Annotated in this window: 19 protein-coding genes; 10 read left to right on the top strand and 9 right to left on the bottom strand. The window is 66.1% G+C overall.

All coding sequences use genetic code 11. From position 1 onward, the window contains the following. Window positions 1–18: 18 nt before the first annotated feature. From selO to EA798_RS01855, 5 genes are all read right to left on the bottom strand, one after another. Window positions 19–1,479, bottom strand: a complete 1,461-nt coding sequence (selO, locus tag EA798_RS01835; protein ID WP_122098167.1) for a protein adenylyltransferase SelO — start codon at window positions 1,477–1,479, stop codon at window positions 19–21. 88 nt (window positions 1,480–1,567) lie between these two features. Then, window positions 1,568–4,858, bottom strand: a complete 3,291-nt coding sequence (gene mscK / locus EA798_RS01840; RefSeq protein ID WP_122097850.1) for a mechanosensitive channel MscK — start codon at window positions 4,856–4,858, stop codon at window positions 1,568–1,570. A gap of 126 nt (window positions 4,859–4,984) precedes the next feature. Beyond that, window positions 4,985–6,730, bottom strand: coding sequence for a potassium/proton antiporter (locus EA798_RS01845; protein ID WP_106157386.1), 1,746 nt, complete (start codon window positions 6,728–6,730; stop codon window positions 4,985–4,987). Window positions 6,731–6,865: 135 nt separating this feature from the next. Further along, window positions 6,866–8,668 carry an acyl-CoA dehydrogenase gene (locus EA798_RS01850; protein ID WP_122097851.1) on the bottom strand — a complete coding sequence of 601 codons (1,803 nt, stop codon included), beginning with the start codon at window positions 8,666–8,668 and terminating at the stop codon, window positions 6,866–6,868. Between the two features lie 102 nt (window positions 8,669–8,770). After that, window positions 8,771–9,661: a polyprenyl synthetase family protein gene (locus EA798_RS01855; RefSeq protein WP_122098168.1), complete on the bottom strand. Its 891-nt coding sequence runs from the start codon at window positions 9,659–9,661 to the stop codon at window positions 8,771–8,773. 158 nt (window positions 9,662–9,819) lie between these two features. Here EA798_RS01855 and fni point away from each other — a divergent pair, with 158 nt between their 5' ends. Genes fni through EA798_RS01880 form a run of 5 tightly spaced genes read left to right on the top strand, consistent with a single transcriptional unit; the run spans window position 9,820 to window position 15,750 of the window. After that, window positions 9,820–10,860, top strand: coding sequence for a type 2 isopentenyl-diphosphate Delta-isomerase (gene fni / locus EA798_RS01860; protein WP_122097852.1), 1,041 nt, complete (start codon window positions 9,820–9,822; stop codon window positions 10,858–10,860). Between the two features lie 19 nt (window positions 10,861–10,879). Continuing rightward, on the top strand, window positions 10,880–12,166 hold the full coding sequence (locus EA798_RS01865) for a glycosyltransferase (protein ID WP_122097853.1): 1,287 nt from the start codon (window positions 10,880–10,882) through the stop codon (window positions 12,164–12,166). Beyond that, window positions 12,156–13,325, top strand: coding sequence for a lycopene beta-cyclase CrtY (gene crtY, locus EA798_RS01870; protein WP_122097854.1), 1,170 nt, complete (start codon window positions 12,156–12,158; stop codon window positions 13,323–13,325). Before EA798_RS01865 ends, crtY begins: the two co-directional genes overlap by 11 nt. Next, entirely contained in the window at window positions 13,322–14,827 is a 1,506-nt protein-coding gene (locus EA798_RS01875) for a phytoene desaturase (protein ID WP_122097855.1), read from the top strand. The genes crtY and EA798_RS01875 overlap by 4 nt, the downstream gene beginning before the upstream one ends. Next, a complete protein-coding gene (locus tag EA798_RS01880) occupies window positions 14,824–15,750 on the top strand; it encodes a phytoene/squalene synthase family protein (protein ID WP_106157392.1) in 927 nt (308 codons plus the stop codon). Before EA798_RS01875 ends, EA798_RS01880 begins: the two co-directional genes overlap by 4 nt. Window positions 15,751–15,757: 7 nt before the next feature. Here the strand turns inward: EA798_RS01880 and EA798_RS01885 are convergent, their stop codons facing one another. Beyond that, complete coding sequence (locus EA798_RS01885; protein WP_122097856.1) at window positions 15,758–16,243, bottom strand: sterol desaturase family protein; 486 nt, start codon at window positions 16,241–16,243, stop codon at window positions 15,758–15,760. 82 nt (window positions 16,244–16,325) lie between these two features. Then, the gene (locus EA798_RS01890; protein WP_122097857.1) at window positions 16,326–17,369 is read right to left on the bottom strand and encodes an NAD(P)H-dependent flavin oxidoreductase; all 1,044 of its coding nucleotides are present in this window, start codon (window positions 17,367–17,369) and stop codon (window positions 16,326–16,328) included. A 135-nt stretch (window positions 17,370–17,504) separates the two neighbouring features. Here EA798_RS01890 and EA798_RS01895 point away from each other — a divergent pair, with 135 nt between their 5' ends. Beyond that, entirely contained in the window at window positions 17,505–18,344 is an 840-nt protein-coding gene (locus EA798_RS01895; protein ID WP_106157395.1) for a 23S rRNA (adenine(2030)-N(6))-methyltransferase RlmJ, read from the top strand. 128 nt (window positions 18,345–18,472) lie between these two features. On the opposite strand, the gene EA798_RS01900 is transcribed toward EA798_RS01895, so the two are convergent. After that, on the bottom strand, window positions 18,473–19,447 hold the full coding sequence (locus tag EA798_RS01900; RefSeq protein ID WP_122097858.1) for a serine/threonine protein kinase: 975 nt from the start codon (window positions 19,445–19,447) through the stop codon (window positions 18,473–18,475). Window positions 19,448–19,518: 71 nt separating this feature from the next. Further along, window positions 19,519–20,223 (bottom strand): ComF family protein, encoded by a 705-nt coding sequence (locus EA798_RS01905; protein WP_122097859.1) that lies wholly within the window; start codon window positions 20,221–20,223, stop codon window positions 19,519–19,521. A 93-nt stretch (window positions 20,224–20,316) separates the two neighbouring features. Here EA798_RS01905 and bioB point away from each other — a divergent pair, with 93 nt between their 5' ends. From bioB to bioC, 4 genes are all read left to right on the top strand, one after another. Further along, window positions 20,317–21,375 carry a biotin synthase BioB gene (gene bioB / locus EA798_RS01910; RefSeq protein WP_058064937.1) on the top strand — a complete coding sequence of 353 codons (1,059 nt, stop codon included), beginning with the start codon at window positions 20,317–20,319 and terminating at the stop codon, window positions 21,373–21,375. Between the two features lie 120 nt (window positions 21,376–21,495). Next, the gene (gene bioF / locus EA798_RS01915; protein ID WP_122097860.1) at window positions 21,496–22,674 is read left to right on the top strand and encodes an 8-amino-7-oxononanoate synthase; all 1,179 of its coding nucleotides are present in this window, start codon (window positions 21,496–21,498) and stop codon (window positions 22,672–22,674) included. Beyond that, entirely contained in the window at window positions 22,667–23,392 is a 726-nt protein-coding gene (locus EA798_RS01920; protein ID WP_122097861.1) for an alpha/beta fold hydrolase, read from the top strand. Before bioF ends, EA798_RS01920 begins: the two co-directional genes overlap by 8 nt. Then, on the top strand, window positions 23,385–24,179 hold the full coding sequence (bioC, locus tag EA798_RS01925) for a malonyl-ACP O-methyltransferase BioC (protein WP_122097862.1): 795 nt from the start codon (window positions 23,385–23,387) through the stop codon (window positions 24,177–24,179). Before EA798_RS01920 ends, bioC begins: the two co-directional genes overlap by 8 nt. The last annotated feature ends 1 nt before the right edge of the window (window position 24,180 follow it).

Consider the following 24,180-nt stretch of genomic DNA (forward strand, 5'->3'; position numbering starts at 1 on the left):
TTTATCGGCCGTCCATCCTCAGGACGAACAGCTGATTTCCAGATGCTTGCCCCATTCCGGTGGGCGCTCGGCGTAACGCTGCCTGCCGGGCTGCTCTTCGAACGGCCGACTGAGCACGGCGTGCAGTTCGCGCACCGGCGCGTAGTCGCCTTTTTCCGCCGCCTCGATGGCTTGCTGCGCCAGGTAATTGCGCAGGATGTACTTCGGGTTCGCCGCCTGCATCCGCGCCTGGCGCTCGGCGGGATCGCCGCCCTCCAGGGCCGTACGTGCACAGTAATCCGCCGCCCAGGCATCGAAGCCCTGCAGATCGACGAAGTCCTCGCGCAGACGGCGCACCGCCTGTTCGGCAGGGCTCTCGCTGAGCTCGCGGAAGAAATTCGTGTAGTCGACGGCACTGGCCTGCATCAGTTGCAGCAGGCGGCGTACCAGTGTCTCGTCAACAGCTTCGGCCTGATTGAAACCCAGGCGCCGGCGCATCAGGTCCAGCCATTGGGCTTCGTACAGCGGCAGGAACAGCTCCATGGTTTCGCGCAGCACCTTCACCTCGACGAAAGGCGTTAGCGCCTGGGCCAGTGCCGCCAGGTTCCAGTGGGCGATGGGCACCTGATTCTCGAAGGAGTAGCGGCCGCTGTCGTCGGAATGGTTGCAGATGAAGCGTGCATCGAAGTCATCGAGGAAGGCGTAGGGACCGAAATCGAAGGTGATGCCGAGGATCGACATGTTGTCGGTGTTCATCACCCCATGGCAGAAGCCGTAGGCCTGCCAGCGGGCAATCAGCGCAGCGGTGCGCTCGAGCACTTCGCGGAAGAATGCATGGAACGGCTCGGGGTGTTCCAGCAGCTCGCTGAAGTGTGCCGCGATGACGTGCTCAAGCAGCTGCTTCAGTTCGGCGTGCTGGCGGGTGTAGTAGAAGAACTCGAAGTGGCCGAAGCGCACATGGCTGGGCGCCAGGCGCATCAGCATGGCGCCGCGCTCCGGGCGCTCGCGGTAGACCAGTGAATCCGAGCTGGTGACGCACAGCGCACGGGAGCTGGGAATGCCCAGCGCATGCAGGTGTTCGCTGGCAAGGAATTCGCGGATCGATGAGCGCAGCACCGCGCGACCGTCGCCCATGCGCGAGTACGGCGTCTTCCCGGCGCCCTTGAGGTGCAGGTCCCAGTATTCGCCCGCTTCGTTGATCACTTCGCCGAGCAGCAGTCCGCGGCCATCGCCCAGCTGCGGGTTGTAGCTGCCGAACTGGTGACCGGAATAAACCATCGCGCGTGGTTCGGCCGTGGACCAGATCTTGTGCCCGGAAAACAGCTCGGTGAACAGCGGCTGCTCGGCTTCGGTCGGGTCCAGATCCAGCAACGCCATCGCCGCTTCGCTGGCAACCACCAGGCGCGGATCGCTCAGCGGCTGCGGCGACACCTCGGTGGAAAAGGTGTCGCCGAGACGGGCGAAGCGGTTGTCGAAGGTCAGTTGGGTCAGGCTTTTCAAGATGCCTCCGGCGGCGTACAGCAGCAATGGCCCGGCCGGTGCCGGGCGTGTTCAGGACGTTGGAGGCTGCGACCTGGCAGAGCGTTCCTCAGCCGCGATCGTCGGTCGACGGCTTCTGTTCGTCGGCGGGCTTGGGCGTGGCGCTCAATTGCAGCTGCTGGCCGGCAAAGTTCTTCAGGAACACGTCGACCTGGCGGAAGGCGATGTTGATGCCGGCCTTGTTGAACTCGCGGTCGATGAAGCGGTTGATCTCGTCGGTGGCCGGGTTGCGGTCGCCGAGGTCACGCACGTGGATGCGCAGCTCGTGATCCAGGGTGCTTTCACCGAAGTTGAGGAACAGCACCTGTGGCTCCGGCTCCTTGAGTACGCGCGGGTTGTCCCGGGCGGCTTGCAGCAGTAGCTTGCGCACCGCCTCCAGATCCGAGCCGTAGGCCACGCCGACCTTCAGCGTCACACGGGTCACGGTGTCGCTCAGCGACCAGTTGATCAGCTGGCCGGTGATGAAGGTCTTGTTCGGGACGATGATGTCCTTGCGGTCGAAGTCGGTGATGGTGGTGGCGCGGATGCGGATCCGGCTGACCGTGCCCGACAGGTTGCCGATGGTGACCACGTCGCCGATGCGTACCGGGCGCTCGAAGAGGATGATCAGGCCGGAAATGAAGTTGGCGAAGATCTCCTGCAGGCCGAAACCCAGGCCCACCGAGAGTGCTGCCACCAGCCACTGCAGCTTGTCCCAGCTGACGCCGAGGGTGGACAGCGTGGCGACGATGCCGAAGCCGGCCAGCGCATAGGACAGCAGGGTAGTGGTCGCGTAGGCGCTGCCCTGGGCCAGGCGCAGCTTGGACAGCACCATGACTTCCAGCAGGCCGGGCAGGTTGCGCGCCAGGGCCACGGTGACGGCAATGATCAGCAGCGCGCCGAGCAGATTGTTCAGGCTGATCGCCGCGGTGGTCAGGGTATCGCCGCTGCCGCTGGTGTATTCGTAGAGGGTGATGTTGTCCAGATAGGACACCACCGAAATCAGGTCCGACCAGACCCAGTACAGCGCCACCAGGAACACGCCGAACATGGTCATGCGGGTCAGTCGCAGCGACTGCTGGTTGACCTGCTCGATATCCAGCCCGGGCTCGCCCTGGGTTTCCACCGTGTCGCCGGGTTCTTCGGTCTGCGCCTGACGCTTGGCCAGTGCGCGCTTGTAGGCCAGACGCCGTGCGGCCACCGTCAGTCCGCGGATCAGCGCGGCCTCGACGACGATCCAGATCATCAGCAGATAGAGCGTATCGATCAGGCGGTCGGTGAGCTTCAGCGCGGTGTAGTAGTAGCCGAAGCCCACCGCGACGATCAGCGCGATCGGCAACATACTGAACAGCAGGCCGATCATCAGGCGCAGGGGTGGCGCGTTCTGGCTCGACGGCCCCTTGAGCAGCAGGCGGTTGAGGCGCCAGCTCATCAGGGCGAAGCAGGCCAGCACCACGAGGATGCCGAGCACATCGTCGGCCAGCCGCGCCGGCTGGTGTTCGGCCACGCTGACGACCGCGACCAGGGCCATGACGATCATGCCCAGCCGGCGAATCTCGTCACGCAGGAACGCCACCTGCGGTCGCGACCAGCCAAAGTGCAGCTCGGCCACGCGCCCGGGTGAAAGCATGCGGTAGGCGCTGTAGAACACCAGCCAGGCCTGGGCCATTTCGTAGAGCGCAGCGCCAAGCACGTAGTTCTGCCCGCGTGCGTCCATCTGCAGCAGATAGCCGCACAGCGCAAGGAACAGTGCGCCGGGCAGCGCCAGCAACAGGTTGAGCAGCAGCGCCAGCGGGGTATGCAGCTGGCTGTCGTTGCGGAAGTGGCCGATCTGCTCGCTCAGCGAGCTGAGCTTGGCGTCGATGGTCTTGCGCCACCAGAGCAGCCCGGCAATCAGCAGCAGCAGCGGCAGGAAGAACAGGGGGCGTTCCTTGAGACCAGCGCCCAGTTCCTGGATCGCCGACAGCCAGGGCATCGCCGCCAGCTGCATTTTCAGTCGCTGTACCGATCCCTGCAGCCAGCCGAGATCCAGCGGCTTGTTGCTCGGAATCCAGAACATCTGCTCGTCGAGGGTATCGCTCAGGGTGCGGGCGGTGTCCTGCAACTGTTTCTGATTCAGCTGCAGCGTGATCGAGGCGTTGAGCAGGGCGTCCAGTTCCCGGTTGAGACGATCGAGCAGTTCGCTGCGGGTGGTCGCCAGGTCCATCAGCGTGCGCCGCAGTTCAGGCGTGATTTCCTCTTCCTTCTGCTGTGCCAGCAGCTGTTCGACGTAGGCCGCGGGGTTACCGGCGGCCTCGCGGCGCTGGTTGAGTTCGAACTGATAGAGGCGGATATCGGCGATCTCGTCGGCGAGATTCTTGTCCAGTTGCAGGCTCGGCAAGGCCTGCTTCTGCTGGTAGAGAATGCGCGACAGCAGCAGGCTGCCCTCGAGCACGGCGATCTGTTCTTCCAGTGCCTGGTCGGTCTGGTTGAGGGTGTCGAGCTGCTGGCGGGTCCTGAGGTTCTGCTGGTTGAGGCGGTTGAGGCGCTCGGTGGCTCGCAGCAGGTAGTCGGACAGCTTGAGGTTCTCGGCGCTCTCGGCGGCAAGCAGCTTGTCCGAGCCGGCCTGCTGCACCCGTGCCGAGAACTCGGCGACGGTCTGTTCCGATTCGGCGCGGCGCTTCTCGTTGATCAGGCCCTGCAGCGCCTGGGTGTCCTGCTCGGCGCGGGCGATGCGCTCGGCCAGCAGGTCACGGCGTGCCTTGCCCAGGTCCTGCAGCAGGCTGTTGCCGGCCAGCTCCTGGCGGCGCAGGTCGATCTGCGCAGTGAGCGAGACGATCTCGGCGTCCAGCAGTGCCCGACGTTCTTCGCTCAGCGGCTTGCCTGACTCGCGCCCGCTCTTGAGCAGATTGTTGATTTCCTGGATGCGCGTCTGCGCCGTGCTGATCTGCGCCTGGGCGCGCTCCGGGCGGGTCTGCGCAGTAATGATCATGCTGTTGGCAGCGCTGAACTGCTTCTGCCATTCGGAGAGCTCTTCGACCCGCGCGCTCAGACGCTGCTCCAGGGCTTCGACCGTTTGCTTGGCATAGCGCTGTGCCGGGTCTTCATCGGGACTGGCCTTGAGCTTGGCCAGTTCGCGCTGGGCCTCGGCGATTTCCTTGGGGGCCTGGGCCAGCAGCGCCTTCAGGTCCTCGGCGCGCTTGTTGCTGGTTTCGGTCTGCTGAACCATGCGTTGGGTCTGCTCGCCCAGCGACAGTTGCGCAGGTTTCGCCTCGCCTTCGGCGGCCGGCGGCGTGCCAGTCAGGCTTTCCAGCGATTGGGCGTGCAGGGGAGCGACGAACAGGCAGATCGTCGAGAACAGCAGGGTGCGCAGAAGTGACATGGGGGCGTGACGTAGGCGGATGACCAGAGAGGGCGAAAGTCTACGGGCTGCGCCAGTTCTGCGCGAGTACCGCGCAACTGGCCGACGGACGGGCGGTTGTCGGCGCCGCTCGCGGGCGGGATGCCGCTAGAACATCAGCTGCGGACCGGGCTTGTCGCCCTCCGGGAATTTGAGGCCGACCTTGCGCACTTCGCCGGCCTCCATCGCCGCCACGGTCCAGGTCAGGCCGTTCCATTCGACCTGGTCGCCGACCACGGGATTGCCACTGACCTGCTCGGCCATGAAGGCGCCGATCGTCTGGTTGCCATCCACCTCGCCGAGCTTGAGGCCGTAGAGCGCCGCGATGTCGCTGAGCCGAGCGTCGCCTTCGAGGATGAAGTCACCGAAGAAACGCAGGTCCTGGCCGCGCGTGGGCGCCTGGCTGAACAGCTTGCCGAGCGCAGGCAGATCTTCGTCATGGCCGATCACGCAGAGAATGTCGTCGACCTGCAGCCGCGTACTGCCCGAGGGGTGCAGCAGTTCCTTGCCTCGGAAGAGTGCGGCGATACGTGTGCCCGGTGGCATCTTCAGCTCGCGCAGCGCGGCGCCGACGCACCATTTGCTGGCGCTCAGGCGATAGACGAACATCTCCCACTGGCTGGTGGTGTGCACCTGCAGGCCGCTCCGCGAAACCGGCATCGGCGATGGGGGGACCTCCACCTTGGCCTTCTTCGCCGCCCAGGCCAGGGTCGAACCCTGCAGCAGCAGCGACACCAGCACGATGAAGAACGCGACGTTGAAGAACAGCTGGGCGTTCTCCAGCCCGGCCATCAGCGGGAACACCGCGAGGATCACCGGCACCGCACCGCGCAGGCCGATCCAGGAAATGAACAGGCGCTCGCGCAGATGGAAGCTGCGAAACGGCAGCAGGCTGACGAACACCGCCAGCGGTCGGGCGAAAAGAATCATCCACAACGACAGGGCCAGGGCTGGCAGCGCAATGGGTAGCAGTTCGCTGGGTGTCAGCAGCAGGCCGAGCACGAGGAACATGCTGATCTGGCTGAGCCAGGCCAGGCCGTCGAACATGTGCAGGATGCCGTGGCGATTGCGGATCGGCCGGTTGCCCAGCAACAGGCCGCAGACGTAGATCGCCAGGATGCCGCTGCCGCCGATGACGCCGGACAGCGCGAAAATCATCAGGCCGCCGGCCACTGCCAGCAGCGGATAGAGGCCGTCGGCCACCGAAAGACGGTTGATCAGTTGCAGCAGCAGCCAGCCACCGACCAGTCCGAGCACGGTGCCGATGCCGAACTGCTGCAACAGGGTGAGCAGGAAATCCCAGCCGAAGGTGGTGCGGCCGGCGAGCAGCATGTCGATCAGCGCGACGGTGAGGAACATCGCCATCGGATCGTTGCTGCCCGATTCGATCTCCAGGGTCGAGCCGACCCGCTCGTTCAGGCCCTTGCCGTTGAGCAGGTTGAACACCACCGCGGCATCGGTGGAGCCGACGATGGCGCCGATCAGCAGGCCCTGCAGCAGCGGCAGGTCGAACAGCCAGGCGGCGGCCAGCCCGGTCAGGCCCGAGGTGATGGCGACCCCGAGGGTGGCCAGGGAAAAGGCCGGTTTCAGTGCGACACGGAAGGTGGCGGTGCGGGTGCGCATGCCGCCGTCGAGCAGGATCACCGCCAGCGCCAGGTTGCTGATGATGAAGGCCAGCTGGTAATCGCCGAAGACGATACCGCCGACGCCGTCGACGCCGGCGAGCATGCCCACGGCAAGGAAGATGACCAGAATCGGTACGCCGAGTCGGTTCGACAGTGAACTCATCAGGATGCTCGCAGCCACCAACAAGGCACCGATAAAGAACAGGTGGTTGAGGTTGCCGAGGTCCAAATCAGGTCTCCGTCAGAGAATGCCGCCTCGCGCTCATGCACGGGATATGCCAGCGATTCTAACCTGATGATTTGACAGGCTGTCAAAAAAACGCCCCGCATGAGCGGGGCGCTGGAACGTGGTGTATGCGATGCCCTAGAACCAGGCGTCCTGCATGGTCAGGCAGGTGTCGTCGCGTGCGTCGAGAATGGCCAGCTCGTGCTCGCAAGCCGGCACTTCCCAGGTGAGGAAGTAACGCGCTGCCTGCAGCTTGCCGCGGTAGAAGTCAGCATCCGCCGGATTGCCCGCGGCCAGCCCCCGTTCGGCGCGCAGGGCCTGCTCCAGCCAGCGCCAGCCGATCACCGCATGACCGAACACCTTCAGATACAGCGCCGAGTTGGCCAGCGCCTGGTTCACCTTGCCGGCAGCCAGATCGCCGAGCAAAGCCTGGGTCACGCTGGTGAGGCGGGCGATGTGCTGCTCCAGCGGCTGGCGCAGGGCGGTCAGCGAGTCGTATTCGGCGGCGCGTGCGCAGCTGGTCTGGATCAGTCCGAGCAGCTGGCGCAGGCCGGCGCCCTTGTTCTGCATCAGCTTGCGGCCGAGCAGGTCCAGCGACTGAATACCGTGGGTGCCTTCGTGGATCGGGTTGAGTCGGTTGTCGCGGTAGTACTGCTCCACCGGATATTCGCGGGTGTAGCCATGACCGCCGAGAATCTGGATGGCCAGCTCGTTGGCCTTCAGGCAGTACTCCGACGGCCAGGATTTGACGATCGGCGTCAGCAGATCGAGCAGCTCGCTGGCATTGCGCCGCTCCTCGTCGCTTTCAGCGGTGTGCTCGTCGTCCACCAGGCGTGCCGAGTACAGGCCGAGATCGAAGGCGCCTTCGACGTAGGCTTTCTGCATCAGCAGCATGCGCTTGACGTCGGTGTGCTCGATGATCGGCACCTGGGTCGAAGCCGGGTCCTTGCCGTCCGGCAGGCGACCCTGCGGACGCTCGCGGGCGTAGTTAAGCGAGTAGAGGTAGCCGGCATAGCCGAGCATGATCGCGCCCATGCCGACGCCGATGCGTGCTTCGTTCATCATCTGGAACATGTAGGCCAGGCCCTTGTGCGGCTCGCCTACCAGGTAGCCGACGCAGTTGCCGTTGTCGCCGAAGTTCAGCGCGGTGCTGGTGGTGCCGCGCCAGCCCATCTTGTGGAACAGGCCGGCGAGCAGCACGTCGTTACGCTCGCCCAGCGAGCCATCGTCGTTGACCAGGAACTTCGGCACGATGAACAGGCTGATGCCCTTCACCCCGGGCGGCGCGTCCGGCAGCTTGGCCAGCACCATGTGCACGATGTTTTCCGACAGCGGATGGTCGCCGCCGGAGATGAAGATCTTGTTGCCCTTGAGGCGATAGCTGCCGTCACCGGCCGGTTCGGCGCGGGTGCGGATGTCCGACAGCGAGGAGCCGGCATGCGGCTCGGTGAGCGCCATGGTGCCGAAGAAGCGCCCCTCGAGCATCGGCTGCAGGAAGCGCTGCTTCTGCTCCTCCGAGCCGAAAGCTTCGATCAGGTGCGAGGCGCCCATGCTCAGCATCGGGTAGGAGCTGGTGGCGATGTTGGCGGACTGGAAATGCGCGAAGCAGGCCCGCGACAGCAGGTTCGGCAGCTGCATGCCGCCGTCGTCGAAGCTGCGCTGGGCATTGTGGAAACCCGCCTCGATGAAGGCGTCCACCGCCGGCTTGACCTCGGGAATCAGCACCGCTTCGCCGTTGACGTACTGCGGCTCGTGCTCGTCGGACTTGCGGTTGTGCGGCGCGAAGTATTTTTCGGCGATGGTGCGCGCGGTACCGATGGCGGCGTCGAAGGTTTCGCGGCTGTGATCGGCGAAGTGCTCGCGGCGGGTCAGGGCCTCGGCGTCCAGCACTTCGTAGAGTTCGAATGCCAGGTTACGCGGGCAGAGCAGGGTCTCGGTCATGGTCAACCTCCATTTTAATCGGCCCGAGTCTAAGGACCGCGGTTTTCCGTTGCCTAGCTTCATCCATTGCACTGATGAAGCGTCAACACGGGGTCGCTCCATTCAGCCGAACAGCTGACGCATCAGCGCGGTCAGCTCGCCATCGGCCAGACCGGCGGCATCCAGATGGCTGAGCGCGGCCTCTCGGTGCATTGCCAGTTGCTGCTCGGCCGCCTGCTGACCGAGCAAGGAAACCACGGTCGCCTTGGCCCGGTCCTGCTGACAGTCCTTGCCGGTCTGCTCCGGCGTCAGGCCATCGGCGATATCGTCGAGCAGCTGGAAGGCCAGGCCCAGTTCGTTGGCAAAGCCTTGCAGGTGGCGTGTCCGCGTCCGCTCCGCGCCGGCAAGCAGGGCCGCAACTTCCAGCGCGGCGGTGAACAGCGAGGCGGTTTTCAACTGGTTGGTGGCGATTACCGCGTCGAGCTGCTGTGCTTCTTGTGCACCATGCAGGTCGCGGAATTGCCCACGTACCAGGCCTTGCGCACCGACCGAGCGCGCAAGGATGGCCACCGCATCGTTGCGTTGCCGTGGCGTCAGCCGGGGCGCGGTGGCGGTGATGCCATAGGCATGGCTGAGCAGGGCGACCGAGGCGAGCACGGCGACGTCTTCGCCGAAGCGCAGATGAATGGTCGGCTGCCCACGGCGCAGGCTGGCGTTGTCCATGCATGGCATGTCGTCGAGAAACAGCGAGGCGGCGTGGATCATTTCCAGCGCGCAGGCCGGGTCCAGGCCGATATCCGGGTCGACACCCAGATCATTCAGCGCCAGCAGCAACAGCAGCGGTCTGAGTCGCTTGCCCGGTGCCAGGGTGCCCTCGCGCAAGGCCAGGCTGACCTTGTCCAGCTCCGACTCGGGATATGGCAGGCGCAGCGCCAGGCGCTCATCGACCTGCCGGCGCAGGCGCAGCAGGCTGTCGCGTTGCGGGAGCGGGACGGAGGAATTCTGCGTTTGCATGGCGGTGCCCTCGCTGGCGCCCCAGTGCGAGCAGCCGGGTTGCGCAATGTTGTACAACGATTGGACGTTATGACAAAAACCTGTACAACTCGTTGCCATCGCACAGCACTTTTTTCAGGGCGCCACGTCCAAACAAGTCTTCCCGGGAGCCGATTTCCATGAGCAAGCAATCGTTGGTCAGCCGCAAAAACGATCATCTGGACATCGTTCTCGATCCGGCGCGGGCGGCCGGTGCGACAGGTACCGGTTTTGGCGCATTTCGCTTTGAGCACTGCGCCCTGCCCGAGTTGCACCTGGACCAGATCGAGCTGCACACCCGGCTGTTCGGCCGCCAGCTGCGTGCTCCGCTGCTGATCAGCTCGATGACCGGCGGCGCCGCGCGCTCGGCCGCGATCAACGCGCACCTGGCGGAAGCTGCGCAGCACCTGGGTATCGCGATGGCGGTGGGGTCGCAACGGGTCGCGCTCGAGACTGCGGGCGATCAGGGCCTGACGGGCCAGTTGCGCCAGCTGGCCCCGGACATCCTCTTGCTGGCCAACTTCGGTGCCGCCCAGCTGGTACGCGGCTACGGCGTGGACGAGGCTCGGCGTGCGGTCGAGATGATCGATGGCGATGCGCTGATCGTGCACCTGAACCCGCTGCAGGAAGCGGTGCAGCCGGGCGGCGACCGTGATTGGCGAGGCGTGCTGCGGGCGATCGAAGCGCTGGCCAGCCGCCTGGCGGTGCCGGTGGTGATCAAGGAAGTCGGTGCCGGCATATCCGCGACAGTGGCACGCCAGCTGGTCGACGCCGGCGTCGCCGCCATCGATGTCGCGGGCTCCGGCGGCACCAGCTGGGCCGCGGTGGAAGCCGAACGCGCCACTGATGTCAGCCAGCGCGCGATCGCCCAGGCCTTCGCCGAGTGGGGCATCCCCACCGCACAGGCGCTGCAGGCGGTGCGCAAGGCCTGCCCGGATACGCCGTTGATCGCTTCCGGCGGCATTCGCGACGGTGTGGAGGCAGCCAAGGCGATCTGCCTGGGCGCCGACCTGGTCGGCCAGGCAGCGGGCGTACTACAGGCCGCGATGCTCAGCAGTGATGCGGTGGTCAAGCACTTCGAAGTGCTGATCGAGCAGCTGCGCATCGCCTGCTTCTGTACAGGTTCGGCCGGCCTGGCCGAGCTGCGGCAGGCGCGGCTGCTGCAAGTCTCCGGCAACTGAAGCCCGGGGGAGCCGCCAGATGACCCATTTCGCGGCAATTGCCCCGCCATTTCTCAGCCATCTGCGCGCCTTCGAAGCGGTCGCCTGGCAACTGATCCAGCGCGGCCATCGGGTGACGTTTATTCAGCAAGCCGATGTCGCTGCGCTGCTGGCGCTGCCCGACGCCGGATTCGTCGCCATCGGCGCCGAGTCCCATCCGCCGGGCACATTGGCTGCGGTGGTCCGCCGCGCCGCGCAGCCGGGGCCGTTCGGCATCCGCCGGGTCATCGCCGACATGGCGGCGAGTACCGCATTGTTCTGTCGCGAGGCGCCGGGCGTGCTGCGTTCGCTGAAGGTCGACGCCGTGCTGGCCGACCAGATGGAGCCGGCCGGGGCGCTGGTGGCCGAACATCTCGATCTGCCGTTCGTATCCATCGCCTGTGCCTTGCCGTTCAACCGCGAGCCGCTGGTGCCCTTGCCAGTGATGCCCTGGCGCTACCGGACGACCGACTGGGGCGAGCAGCTCAACCTGCACAGTAGCCGTGTCTACGACCGCCTGATGCGGCCCCATGCCAATGTGATCCAGCACTATTGCCAGACGTTCGGACTGGCGCCGCGCTCGACCCTGAGCGAATGCCTGTCGCCGCTGCTGCAGATCAGCCAGACGGTGCCCGGGTTCGACTTTCCGCGCCGCCAGCTCCCGGCGAATTTTCATGCTGTCGGGCCGTTGCGGCGTCCGCTGGAAAACGAAGCCGAGCTGAACCTGCCAATCGACCCGGCGCGGCCGTTCGTCTTCGCCTCGCTGGGCACCCTGCAGGGAAATCGCTATACCTTGCTGCGCACTATCGCCCGCGCCTGCAAGCCGCTCGGCGTACAGCTGTTGATTGCCCATTGTGGCGGGCTGAATGCCGCGCAAGCGGCGCGGCTGCGCCAGGAGGGCGCGCATTGGGTCACCGACTTCGCGCCCCAGCGCGCGGCATTGGCCAGAGCCTCGGCGGTCATCACCCATGCCGGGCTGAATACCGTGCTCGATGCGCTGGAGGCCGCCGTGCCGATGCTGGCACTGCCGATTGCCTTCGATCAGCCGGGTGTCGCCGCGCGTATCGAACATGCCGGCGTCGGCCTGCGTTTGCAGCCGCAACTGGCGAGCCCGGCGCGGATCAGTCGTGCGCTGGAGCAGCTGCTGAGCGATCCAGCGTTTCGCCGGCGCGCGGCACAGCTCGGGGCGGAAGTACGTCAGGCCGGCGGTGTGGTGCGTGCCGCCGACCTGATCGAGACGGCGCTCGGGACAGATGGGCAACGGCTGGAGGTGGCACGTGGCGCTTGATGCGGACCTGATCCTGGTTGGCGGCGGGCTGGCCAACGGCCTCTTGGCCCTGCGCCTGCGTCAGCAGCGACCCGATCTGCGCCTGCTGATCGTCGAGCAGGGCGACGTCCTGGGCGGCAATCACACCTGGTCGTTTCACCAGCACGATCTGACGCCGGCTCAGCAGCGTTGGCTGGAGCCCATGGTGGGCAAGCGCTGGCCCGGTTATGAAGTGATCTTTCCCGACCTGCAGCGCCGGCTGGGCAGCGGTTACGCGAGTATCTTCTCGGAGCGCTTTCACCAGTACCTGATGCCCGAACTGAGCGATGGCGTGCGTCTGCGCACCACCGTTGCAAGCGTGGAGCCACACAGGGTGCGTCTGGGCTCGGGGGACATCCTGCAGGCCGGCGCCGTGATCGATGGACGCGGCGTGCGCCGGACCGATCAGCTGGCCCTCGGCTTTCAGAAGTTTCTCGGCCAGGAACTGCGCCTGCAGCAGCCGCACGGCTTGCAGGAGCCGATCATCATGGACGCGAGCGTCGCGCAGCGCGACGGCTATCGCTTCGTCTATGTGCTGCCGCTCAGCATCGACAGTCTGCTGATCGAAGACACCTACTACGCCGACGGCGACGCGGTAGCGCCGGAGACACTGCGCGCCAATATCGAGCGCTACGCCGAGGGCCGCGGCTGGGCGATCCGCGAGGTGCTGCGCGAGGAGCAGGGCGTGCTGCCCATCGTGCTGTCCGGCGACATCGCAGCCTTCTGGGGCGAGGCGCGTGGCGTGCCGCAGACGGGGCTGTCCGCGGCGTTGTTCCATCCCACCACCGGCTACTCGCTGCCTGACGCGGTGCGTCTGGCCGATCACCTGATCGCGCTGGATCGCTGGGATGCCGCCAGCCTGTTCGAGGCGATCCGCGATTACTCGTTGGCGCAGTGGCGCCAGCGCGGTTTCTTCCGACTGCTCAATCGCATGCTGTTCATGGCCGGTCCGGCGGATCGCCGCTGGGCGGTGATGCAGCGTTTCTATCGCCTGCGCGAACCGCTGATCCAGCGTTTCTACGCGGCCAATCTGACCACCCGCGACCGCTTGCGCATCGTCTCGGGCAAGCCTCCTGTTCCGCTCGGCGAAGCGCTGCGCGCCATCGCCGCCCATGATCTGCATCGCAAGGATTACCGATGAACCAAGCTAAACGAGCGGTGGTAATCGGCGCCGGCTTCGGCGGGCTGGCGCTGGCCATCCGGCTGCAGCGTGCCGGCATCCAGACCACCCTGCTGGAGAAGCGCGACAAGCCGGGTGGCCGCGCCTACGTCTATCACGACCAGGGCTTCACCTTCGACGCCGGGCCGACGGTGATCACCGATCCGCCGGCACTGGAAGAACTCTTCAGCGGCGCCGGCAAGCGCATGGCCGACTACGTCGAGCTGCTGCCGGTCAGCCCCTTCTATCGGCTGTGCTGGGAGGACGGTTACAGCTTCGATTACGTCAACGATCAGGTCGAGCTGGACCGGCAGATCCACGCGCTAAACCCTCGTGACGTGGCCGGCTACCAGCGCTTTCTCGCCTATTCGCGGGCGGTGTACGAGGAGGGCTACGTCAAGCTCGGCACCGTGCCCTTCCTGTCGTTTCGCAGCATGATCGGCGTCGCCCCGCAGCTGACCAAGCTGCAGGCCTGGCGCAACGTGTACAGCATGGTGGCCAAGTTCGTGGAGAACGACCGGCTGCGCCAGGCGCTGTCCTTTCACTCGCTGCTGGTGGGCGGCAATCCGTTCGAGACCTCGTCCATCTATGCGCTGATCCACGCGCTGGAGCGCCAGGGTGGTGTCTGGTTTCCCCGTGGCGGCACCGGGGCGCTGGTGCAGGGCATGGTCCGGCTGTTCGAGGATCTGGGCGGCAAGCTGGAGCTGAACGCCGAGGTCGCGCGGATCGAGCTGGCGGGCGGGCGCGCGAAGGCCGTGATCACGGGTGACGGTCGCCGCTTCGACACCGATGCGGTGGCGTCCAACGCGGATGTGGTCAACACCTACAAGCAACTGCTCGGGCATGAGCAACGTGGTCGCGACGAGGCCAAACGGCTCTCCGGCAAGCGTTTCTCCATGTCGCTGTTCGTCATCCATTTCGGCCTCAAGCGCCGCCATGAGCACCTGCAGCACCACACGGTATGTTTCGGCCCGCGCTACCGCGAGCTGATCGATGAAATCTTCAAGCGCGAGACGCTGGCCGATGATTTCTCCCTCTACCTGCACGCGCCCTGCGTCACCGATCCCTCGCTGGCGCCGGAAGGCTGCGCCAGTCATTACGTGCTGGCGCCGGTGCCGCACCTGGGCACGGCGGATATCGACTGGGCGGAGGAGGGGCCGAAGTACCGCGATCGCATCTTCGAATACCTGGAGCGGCACTACATGCCGGGGCTGCGCGGCGATCTCGTCACCCACCGGATCTTCACGCCGCATGATTTCCGCGACGAGCTCAACGCCCATCTGGGCTCGGCGTTTTCGCTGGAGCCGATCCTTACCCAGAGCGCCTGGTTCCGCCCACACAACCGCGACGACGTGATCCCCAACCTCTATATCGTCGGCGCCGGCACTCACCCCGGTGCCGGCGTGCCGGGGGTCGTCGGTTCGGCCAAGGCCACCGCCGGGCTGATGCTGGAGGACTTCATGTTGAAGGAGCAGGCCGGATGAACGACCGGGTCATCGATCACTCCACTCAGGCGATCAATGTCGGCTCCAAGAGCTTCGCCGCGGCGGCGAAGCTGTTCGACGAGCGCACCCGCCAGAGTGCGGTGATGCTCTACGCCTGGTGCCGCCATTGCGACGACGTGATCGACGGTCAGACCCTCGGGCATGGCCAGGTCGAGGGCGATCGTTCCACCGGCGAAGCGCGATTGGCCGAGCTGGTCGATCTCACCGAGCGCGCCTATGCCGGCGAGCCGATGGCCGATCCGGCGTTCGCGGCCTTCCAGCAGGTGATCCAGCGTCACCGGATTCCCAAGGCCCATCCGCTGGAGCATCTGGCGGGTTTTCGCATGGATGTGCAGGGCTATCGCTACCAGACCCTCGACGACACCCTGCTGTATTGCTACCGGGTTGCCGGCGTGGTCGGCCTGATGATGGCGCGGGTGATGGGCGCCGAAGCGGAGCCGACGCTGGATCGCGCCTGTGATCTGGGCTTGGCCTTTCAGCTGACCAACATTGCCCGCGATATCGTCGAGGATGCGCAGATCGGCCGCGTCTACCTGCCGGCCGAGTGGCTGGCTGAAGTGGGCATTCCCGAAGATGAAATCGCACTGCCTGGGCATCGTGCCGCGTTGGCGACGCTGGCGGCGCGGCTGGTGGATCTGGCCGAGCCCTACTATCGCTCTGCGTCGCAGGGCCTGCGCGACCTGCCGCTGCGCTCGGCCTGGTCGATTGCCACGGCCCATGGCGTCTACCGGCAGATCGGCGTCGAGGTGAAGGCACGCGGCGCGGCGGCCTGGGATGCGCGGGTGTCGACCAGCAAAGGGCAGAAGCTGCAGTTTCTGCTGGGGGGTGGTGTGCTGGCGCTGGCCTCGCGGCGGATGCAGGTCAGGCCGCGTCCTGTCGATCTCTGGAGGCGTCCTCGCTAGATGCACCCTAGTGCTTGCGCAACGGCCCGTCGTGCAGCTCGCGCAGCTGGCGCTTGAGCACCGGCAGCGGTGGCGCGTAGAGAAAGCCGAATGACACGCAGCGCTCCTTGCCCTCGACCGCATGGTGCATGCGATGCGCCTGATACAGCCGTTTGAGGTAGCCGTTGCGCGGCACGTAGCGCAGCGGCCAGCGGTGGTGCACCAGGCCGTCGTGGGCGACGAAATAGAGAAAGCCGTAGGCCGTCATGCCAGCGCCGATCCATTCCAGCGGGTGATAACCGGCGGTACCCATGGCGATCAGCAGAATCGCCACGCCGGCGAACACCACCGCATACAGGTCGTTCTTCTCGAACCAGCCGCTGCGTGGCTCGTGGTGCGACTTGTGCCAGCCCCAACCCCAGCCATGCATCACGTACTTGTGCGCCCACCAGGCAAAGACTTCCATGCCGGCCAGGGTGGCCAGGAAGACGAGCGTGTTGGTCAGTGGGCTCATGGCGGCGTTCCGTGTGACGTGCGGTCGATTCTACGCCCCGTCGCAGCGGCCCAGGGCTCGCCGCGACGGACTGCGTAATGACTCAGGCCCGCCAGCCGGCCGCAAGTTCACGGGTCAGCTGGCCGGCCGGGATCTCCCGGCAGCCGCTGACGTTCTGCCCGGCCCACAGCGGCGTGCAGTGATCCAGGCCCTGCTTCTCGGTCTGGGCGCGCAACGCGCCAATGGCGTTGCCGGCCAGCGGGAAGGGCGGCACGCCTTCGGGCAGCGGACCCAGTTCGCGCATGATGCGGTTGACGATGCCGCGCGCCGGGCGCCCGCTGAACAGGGTGGTCAGCGCCGTATGTACCGCCTGCGGGCTCTTTAGCGCGGCGCGATGCAGCGCGTTGGTGCGACTCTCCGGGCACAGCAGGTAGGCGGTGCCCAGTTGCACACCAGCCGCGCCGAGGGTCTGCGCTGCAGCCACGCCCCCGGCATCGGCGATGCCGCCGGCGGCGACCACCGGCACGTTCAGCGCGGCGACCAGTTGCGGCAGCAGGGCAAAGGTGCCGAGCTGGGTGGTCAGGTCCTCGCTGAGAAAGATGCCGCGGTGGCCGCCGGCTTCCAGGCCCTGGGCAATCACCAGGTCGACGTCGTGCTGCTGCAGCCAGAGGCCTTCGGCGACCGTAGTCGCGCTGGAGGCGATCTTCGCCCCGGTGGCGCGGGCGCGTTGCAGCAGATCGGGCGCCGGCAGGCCGAAGTGGAAGCTGACCAGCGCCGGCTTGTGCCGCTCCAGCACCGCGGCCATTGCCGCATCGAACGGCTGGCGGGTGGCGCCGGTGGGAATGCTCGCCGGGTCGATGGCGAACTCGGCGAACATGGGTGCGAGCATCCGGTGCCAGGCGTCGAAGGCCGTCGGGTCGGCAGCCGGCGTCTGGTGGCAGAAGAAGTTGACGTTGTAGGGCCGGTCGGTCAGCGCCTCGATGGCGGTCAGTTCGGCGTCCAGCGCCTCGGCATTGAGCATGCCGGCCGGGATCGAACCCAGCCCGCCGGCCTCGCACACCGCCGCGGCCAGCAGGTGATTCTGCGCGCCGGCCATGGGCGCCTGGATGATCGGGTGCTCGATGCCGAAGAGATCGCGCAGGTCCATGAGGTCAGCTCCGTTCAGTCGTCGTGGGGCGCCACTGTAGCCCGTGTCGGTGGCCGGGGAAAACGACGCTGGTCATGCCGGACCTGCGCTGCGCAAGGCGGACGGGTAAACTGCGCGGCTCTCGAGGAGGATCAGATGAACTACCGCCACGCCTTCCACGCCGGCAACCACGCCGATGTGCTCAAACACCTGGTGCTGAGCCGGATATTCGCCCTGCTGTCGCGCAAGGAGGCGCCCTTCGCCTACCTCGACAGCCATGCCGGCGTCGGCCTCTACGACCTGGCCGGCGACCAGGCCAGCCGTACCGGCGAGTGGCTGCAGGGCATCGCCCGCATCTGGCAGGCGGAGCCGCACCCGGCGTTGCTCGATGACTACCTCGGCGTGATCCGCCAGCTCAACCCGGACGGCGCGCTTCGTTATTACCCGGGCTCGCCGGAACTGGCGCGGCAGCTGACCCGCGAGCAGGATCGGCTGCAGCTCAACGAGAAGCACCCCGAGGATGGCGCCCTGCTCAAGGACAACATGGCCGGCGACCGCCGCGTGGCCGTGCACCGGGGCGAGGGCTGGCATGTGCCGCGGGCGTTGATGCCGACGCAGGAAAAGCGCGTGGTACTGCTGATCGATCCGCCGTTCGAACAGGCCGACGAACTGAGCCGTTGCGTGACTGCAATGAAGGAAGCACTTGGCCGCATGCGCCAGACCATCGGCGTGATCTGGTATCCGATCAAGGACGAGCGCCAGCTCAAGCGCTTCTATCAGGACCTCGCGCGCAGCGGCGCACCGAAACTGCTGCGTGCCGAACTGTTCGTCCACCCGGCCGACGATGCCAGCCGCCTGAGCGGTTCGGGCCTGGCCATCGTCAACCCGCCGTGGGGGCTGGAGGACGAACTGCGTGCGCTGTTGCCGTGGCTGGCCGAGCAGCTGGCGCAGAGCCAGGGCAGCTGGCGCCTCGACTGGCTGATCGAAGAGGCTTGAGCATCGCCCCCGGTGGACCGCCACCCGGTGGATCGATAAAGCGCGATCCACCCTACGCTGCGTGATCAACCGTAGGGTGGATGTCGCTTTTCACATCCACCGTCACGGGTCCGCAGCCACACCATGCCTCAGAACAACCTGAGCGGCTCTTCCTGCAGCGCCGATATCTGTTCGCGCAGGATCAGCACCTGGTCGCCCCAGTAACGCTCGCTGCCGAACCAGGGAAAGCTCATCGGAAAGGCCGGATCGTCCCAGCGGCGGGCGAGCCAGGCGCTGTAGTGCATCAGCCGCAACGCGCGCAGTGCCTCGATCAGCGGCAGCTCGCGGGGGGCGAAATCGTGGAATTCGTTGTAGCCGTCCACCAGTTCGGCCAGCTGGCCGAGCCGCTCGTGGCGTTCGCCGGCGAGCATCATCCACAGGTCCTGGACACAAGGGCCCATGCGGCAGTCGTCGAGATCGACCAGATGAAAGGCGTCGTCGCGGGCGAGGATGTTGCCCGGGTGACAATCGCCATGCAGGCGGATCGGGGTGAAGTTGGTGCTGGCGAAGACGTCTTCGACCCGCTTGAGCAGGTCGCGCGCCACCGACTCGTAGGCAGGCAGCAGGCTTTTGGGCACGAAGTCACCGTCCAGCAAGCTGTTCAGCGAGTCGTGGCCGAAATTCTGTACGCCCAGGGTTTCGCGATGCTCGAACGGCCGGTTTGCACCGATCGCATGCATGCGTCCCAATAGCTGGCCGAGGCGATAGAGCTGGTCGAGATTGCCCGGCTCCGGCGCGCGACCGCCGCGGCGTGGAAAGAGCGCGAAGCGGAAACCGGCATGCTCGAAGAGCGTCGTGCCGTTACGCTGCAGCGGTGCCACCACCGGCACCTCGTGCTCAGCCAGCTCCAGGCTGAACTGGTGCTCCTCGAGAATCGCCTCGTTGCTCCAGCGGCCGGGGCGATAGAACTTGGCGATCAGTGGTGTTTCGTCTTCGATGCCCACCTGATAGACGCGGTTCTCGTAGCTGTTGAGCGCCAGCACGCGGGCATCGCTGAGATAACCGATGCTTTCCACGGCGTCGAGGACCAGGTCCGGCGTGAGTGTATCGAAGGGATGAGACATGACCGGCTCCGCAGGATAGACCGATCAGTGTATTGCACCCGGGCTTTTAAACAACCGCGCGTCCGCCGCGATCAGTTGCCCGGCTTGGGCGTGCGCGCCAGGCAATAGACGTCCACTCGCACCACACCCGCACGCTTGAGCAGTTGCGCCAGCGCTTCGGCGGTCGCACCGGTGGTCAGCACGTCGTCGATCAGCGCCAGATGGAGGCCCTCGATGTTGGCTGCGGGTGCGACGCGGAACGCCTGGCGCAGATTGCGCCGTCGCGTGGCAGCGTCCAGCTGCTGCTGCGGTGGCGTATCGACGATCCGCTCGAGCAGGCGCTCATCGACCGGCAGTTTCAGTGCGGCGGCCAGCCACTGCGCCAGCATCTGCGCCTGATTGAAGCCGCGCTGGCGCAGGCGTCGGCGGGCCAGCGGCACCGGCACGAGAAGATCAGGCTGCGGCAGCCCGTCGGTGAAGGCATGTTGCAGATGCAGTGCCAGGCGCTCGCCAAGCAGGCGGCCGAATGGCCAGCGCGCCTGATGCTTGAAGCGGGTGATCAGCGTGTCGACGGGAAAGGCGAAGCGCCAGGGCACTTCGACATGGTCGTAGCTCGGTGGCCGCTTCAGGCACTCGCCGCAGATCAGCCCCCGGGTCGGCAGCGGCACGGCGCAGACTGCGCACTGGCCATCGAGCCAGGGCAGTTCCGCTTCGCACGGGATACACAGTGGATGGCCTTCGCAAGGCTCATCGCACAATAAACATTGCTGTTTATTAATTGACCAGTTGTAAACCATGATTCCTTTCCTGGTTGACAGCGTTTCGAGCTTGGCTAACCATTCCGCATCCGTGCCAGGCCGCCGAGCCGCTATTAATTACAAGGAATGCCCATGAGCGCCACCTCCGCTTCCGTTACCCGCCACGATTGGACTCTTGCCGAGGTCAAGGCGCTCTTCGAGCAACCCTTCAACGACCTGCTGTTCCAGGCGCAGACCGTGCACCGTCAGCACTTCGATGCCAACCGCGTGCAGGTTTCCACGCTGCTCTCGATCAAGACCGGCGCCTGCCCGGAAGACTGCAAGTACTGCCCGCAATCCGGGCACTACAACACCGGCCTCGATAAAGAGAAGCTGATGGAAGTGCAGAAGGTGCTGGAGGCGGCGGCCGAAGCCAAGGCCATCGGCTCGACGCGTTTCTGCATGGGTGCGGCGTGGAAGCATCCGTCGGCCAAGGACATGCCCTACGTGCTGAAGATGGTCGAAGGGGTCAAGGCCATGGGCCTGGAAACCTGCATGACCCTCGGCAAGCTCGATCAGGAGCAGACCAAGGCGCTGGCGGCGGCGGGGCTGGACTATTACAACCACAACCTCGACACCTCGCCGGAGTACTACGGCAACATCATCACCACCCGCACCTACGGTGAGCGTCTGGAGACGCTGAGCTACGTGCGCGAGGCGGGCATGAAGATCTGCTCCGGCGGCATTCTCGGCATGGGCGAGTCGCTGGACGATCGCGCCGGCCTGCTGATCCAGCTGGCCAACCTGCCGGAGCACCCGGAATCGGTGCCGATCAACATGTTGGTCAAGGTCAAGGGCACGCCGCTGGCCGAGGAACAGGACGTCGATCCGTTCGACTTCATCCGCATGCTCGCCGTGGCGCGGATCATGATGCCGAAATCCCATGTGCGGCTGTCCGCCGGTCGCGAGCAGATGAACGAGCAGATGCAGGCCCTGGCCTTCTTCGCCGGCGCCAACTCGATCTTCTATGGTGAAAAACTGCTCACCACCGCCAACCCGCAGGCGGACAAGGACATGCAGCTGTTCGCGCGCCTGGGCATCAAGCCGGAAGAGCGCCACGAGCACGCCGACGAAGTTCACCAGGCGGCCATCGAGCAGGCGCTGATCGAGCAGCGCGACAGCAAGCTGTTCTACAACGCCGCTTCAGCCTGATGATTCGTTTCGGTGGATGGAGGCGCCAACTGCGCCCCGATTCCCCCGACACTTAACGCGACTCTTCGTAAGGTGGATAACCCGCTTGCGGTTATCCACCATTCGCCGGTATCCGAGTCCATGACTTTCGATCTCTCCGCCCGTCTTGCCGAGCGCCGCGCGGCCCATCTCTATCGTCAACGCCCGTTGCTGGAAACGCCGCAGCAGCCGGAAGTGATGGTCGATGGGCAGCGGCTGCTGGCGTTCTGCTCCAACGACTACCTGGGACTGGCCAGCCATCCCGAGGTGATCGCAGCCATGCACCAGGGCGCCGCGAAGTGGGGCGTGGGCGGCGGCGCCTCGCATCTGGTGATCGGCCACAGCACGCCGCATCACCAGCTCGAAGAAGCCCTCGCCGAATTCACCGGCCGCCCGCGTGCCCTGCTGTTTTCCACCGGCTACATGGCGAATCTGGCCGCGGTGACGGCGCTGGTCGGGCAGGGCGATACGGTGCTGCAGGATCGCCTCAATCACGCTTCCCTGCTCGACGCCGGTCTGCTCTCCGGCGCGCGTTTCTCGCGCTACCTGCACAACGACGCCGAGAGCCTCGGCAAGCGCCTGGAGAAGGCCAGCGGCAATACCCTGGTGGTGACCGATGGCGTATTCAGCATGGACGGCGATCTCGCCGACCTGCCGGCGATCTGCGCCACGGCCAAGCAGCGTGGCGCCTGGGTGATGGTCGACGATGCCCATGGCTTCGGTCCGCTGGGCGCGACGGGCGGCGGCATCGTCGAGCACTTCGGTCTGAGCATGGACGACGTCCCGGTGCTGGTCGGCACCCTCGGCAAGGCGTTCGGCACCGCGGGTGCCTTTGTCGCCGGTAGCGAGGCGCTGATCGAAACGCTGATCCAGTTCGCCCGGCCCTACATCTACACCACCAGCCAGCCGCCGGCGGTGGCCTGTGCCACACTCAAAAGCTTGGAGCTGCTGCGCAGCGAAGGCTGGCGCCGAGAGCATCTGAACCGGTTGGTCGTGCGTTTCCGCGAGGGCGCGCAGCAGATCGGGCTGACGCTGATGGACAGCCCGACGCCGATCCAGCCGGTGCTGGTGGGCAGCAGCGAACGGGCGTTAAGGCTGTCGGCATTGCTGCGCGAACGCGGCATCCTGGTCGGCGCCATTCGCCCGCCGACCGTTCCGGCCGGCAGCGCACGGTTGCGGATCACCTTCACCGCAAGCCACAGCGATGCGCAGCTCGGGCGCCTGTTGGAGGCGCTGGCCGAGTGCTGGGCCTTGTTGCCCAAGGAGAGCGACGATGCGTGATCGACTGATTCTTCTGCCAGGCTGGGCGTTCGGCCCGGCTGCTCTGGAGCCCCTGGCCGAGCTGTTGCGTGATCGTGAGCCGCGGCTGCAGGTCGACATTGTCCCGCTGCCGGCGCTGGAGCGACCAGCTGCCTGGCTCGACGAGCTGGATGCACGGCTGCCCGTCGACAGCTGGATAGCGGGCTGGTCCCTGGGCGGAATGCTGGCCACGCAGCTGGCAGCGCGCCGTGGCGACAACTGCCCTGGGCTGATCACCATCTGTAGCAACCCCTGCTTCCGCAGCCGCGACGACTGGCCGACGGCCATGCCAGCCGAAGTCTTCGATGCCTTCGATGCGGCATTCCAGATGGGACCGGAGGACACGCTCAAACGCTTCAGTTTGCTCTGCAGCCGCGGTGCGTACGATCCGCGCACGCTTGCCCGGCAGTTGCAGGTCAGCCTGCTCGACCAGCCTGTGGCCGTCGCGGCCGCCGGTTTGCGCCTGCTTGCCGATCTGGATGGACGCGAGTCGCTGCAGCGTTACGTTGGGCCGCAGCTACACCTGTTCGCGGGCAGCGATGCGCTGGTCCCTGCGGCTGCCGCGGAGGCGCTGCTGGCCTGTCTGCCGGATGTGGAAGTCGATGTGCTGGCCAGTGCCAGCCACGGCCTGCCGCTGGAGCGCGCCGACGACGTGGCGACCGCCATGCTGGCGTTCATGGGTGAGGGCGAGGATGACTGACGCCGCCCTGCTGCCCGACAAGCGCCAGGTCGCCGCGTCCTTTTCCCGCGCCGCGGCGACCTATGACAGTGTTGCTGCCCTGCAGCGGCAGGTGGGCAGCCAGCTGTTGGCGCGTCTGCCGGCCGCTGCAGAGCCGTTAAGCTGGCTGGATCTTGGCAGCGGTACCGGCCACTTCTCGCGCGCACTGGCAGCGAATTTTCCGCGCGCCGAAGGCATTGCGCTGGATATCGCCGAAGGCATGCTGCGTCACGCCCGGCCGCAGGGCGGTGCGCTGCACTTCGTGGCGGGCGATGCGGAGCGTCTGCCGTTGCGTGATGGCAGCGTCGATCTGATCTATTCCAGCCTGGCTCTGCAATGGTGCGAAGACTTCGCCTGCGTACTGCGTGAAGCGCGGCGGGTCTTGCGCTCTGGCGGCACCCTGGCCTTCAGCAGCCTGTGCACGGGCACGCTGCAGGAGTTGCGCGACGCCTGGCAGATGGTGGACGGCTTTGCCCACGTCAACCGTTTCCGCTCGCTGGCTACCTATCAGGCGCTATGCCGCGACAGCGGTATGGCCCTGGTGAGCCTGGATGTACGGCCGGAGGTTCTGCATTTCCCTGAGCTACGCCAGCTGACCGGTGAGCTCAAGGCGCTCGGCGCACACAACCTCAACCCCGGACGCCCCGGCGGGCTGACCGGGCGTGCCCGCATCCGTGCACTGATCGATGCCTATGAAGGTTTCCGTCAGCCCGCGGGCCTGCCGGCCACCTATCAGGTGGTCTATGGCGTTCTGCGCAAGGACTCGTGAT

The sequence above is a fragment of the Pseudomonas songnenensis genome (assembly GCF_003696315.1).
Taxonomy (GTDB): Bacteria; Pseudomonadota; Gammaproteobacteria; order Pseudomonadales; family Pseudomonadaceae; genus Stutzerimonas; species Stutzerimonas songnenensis.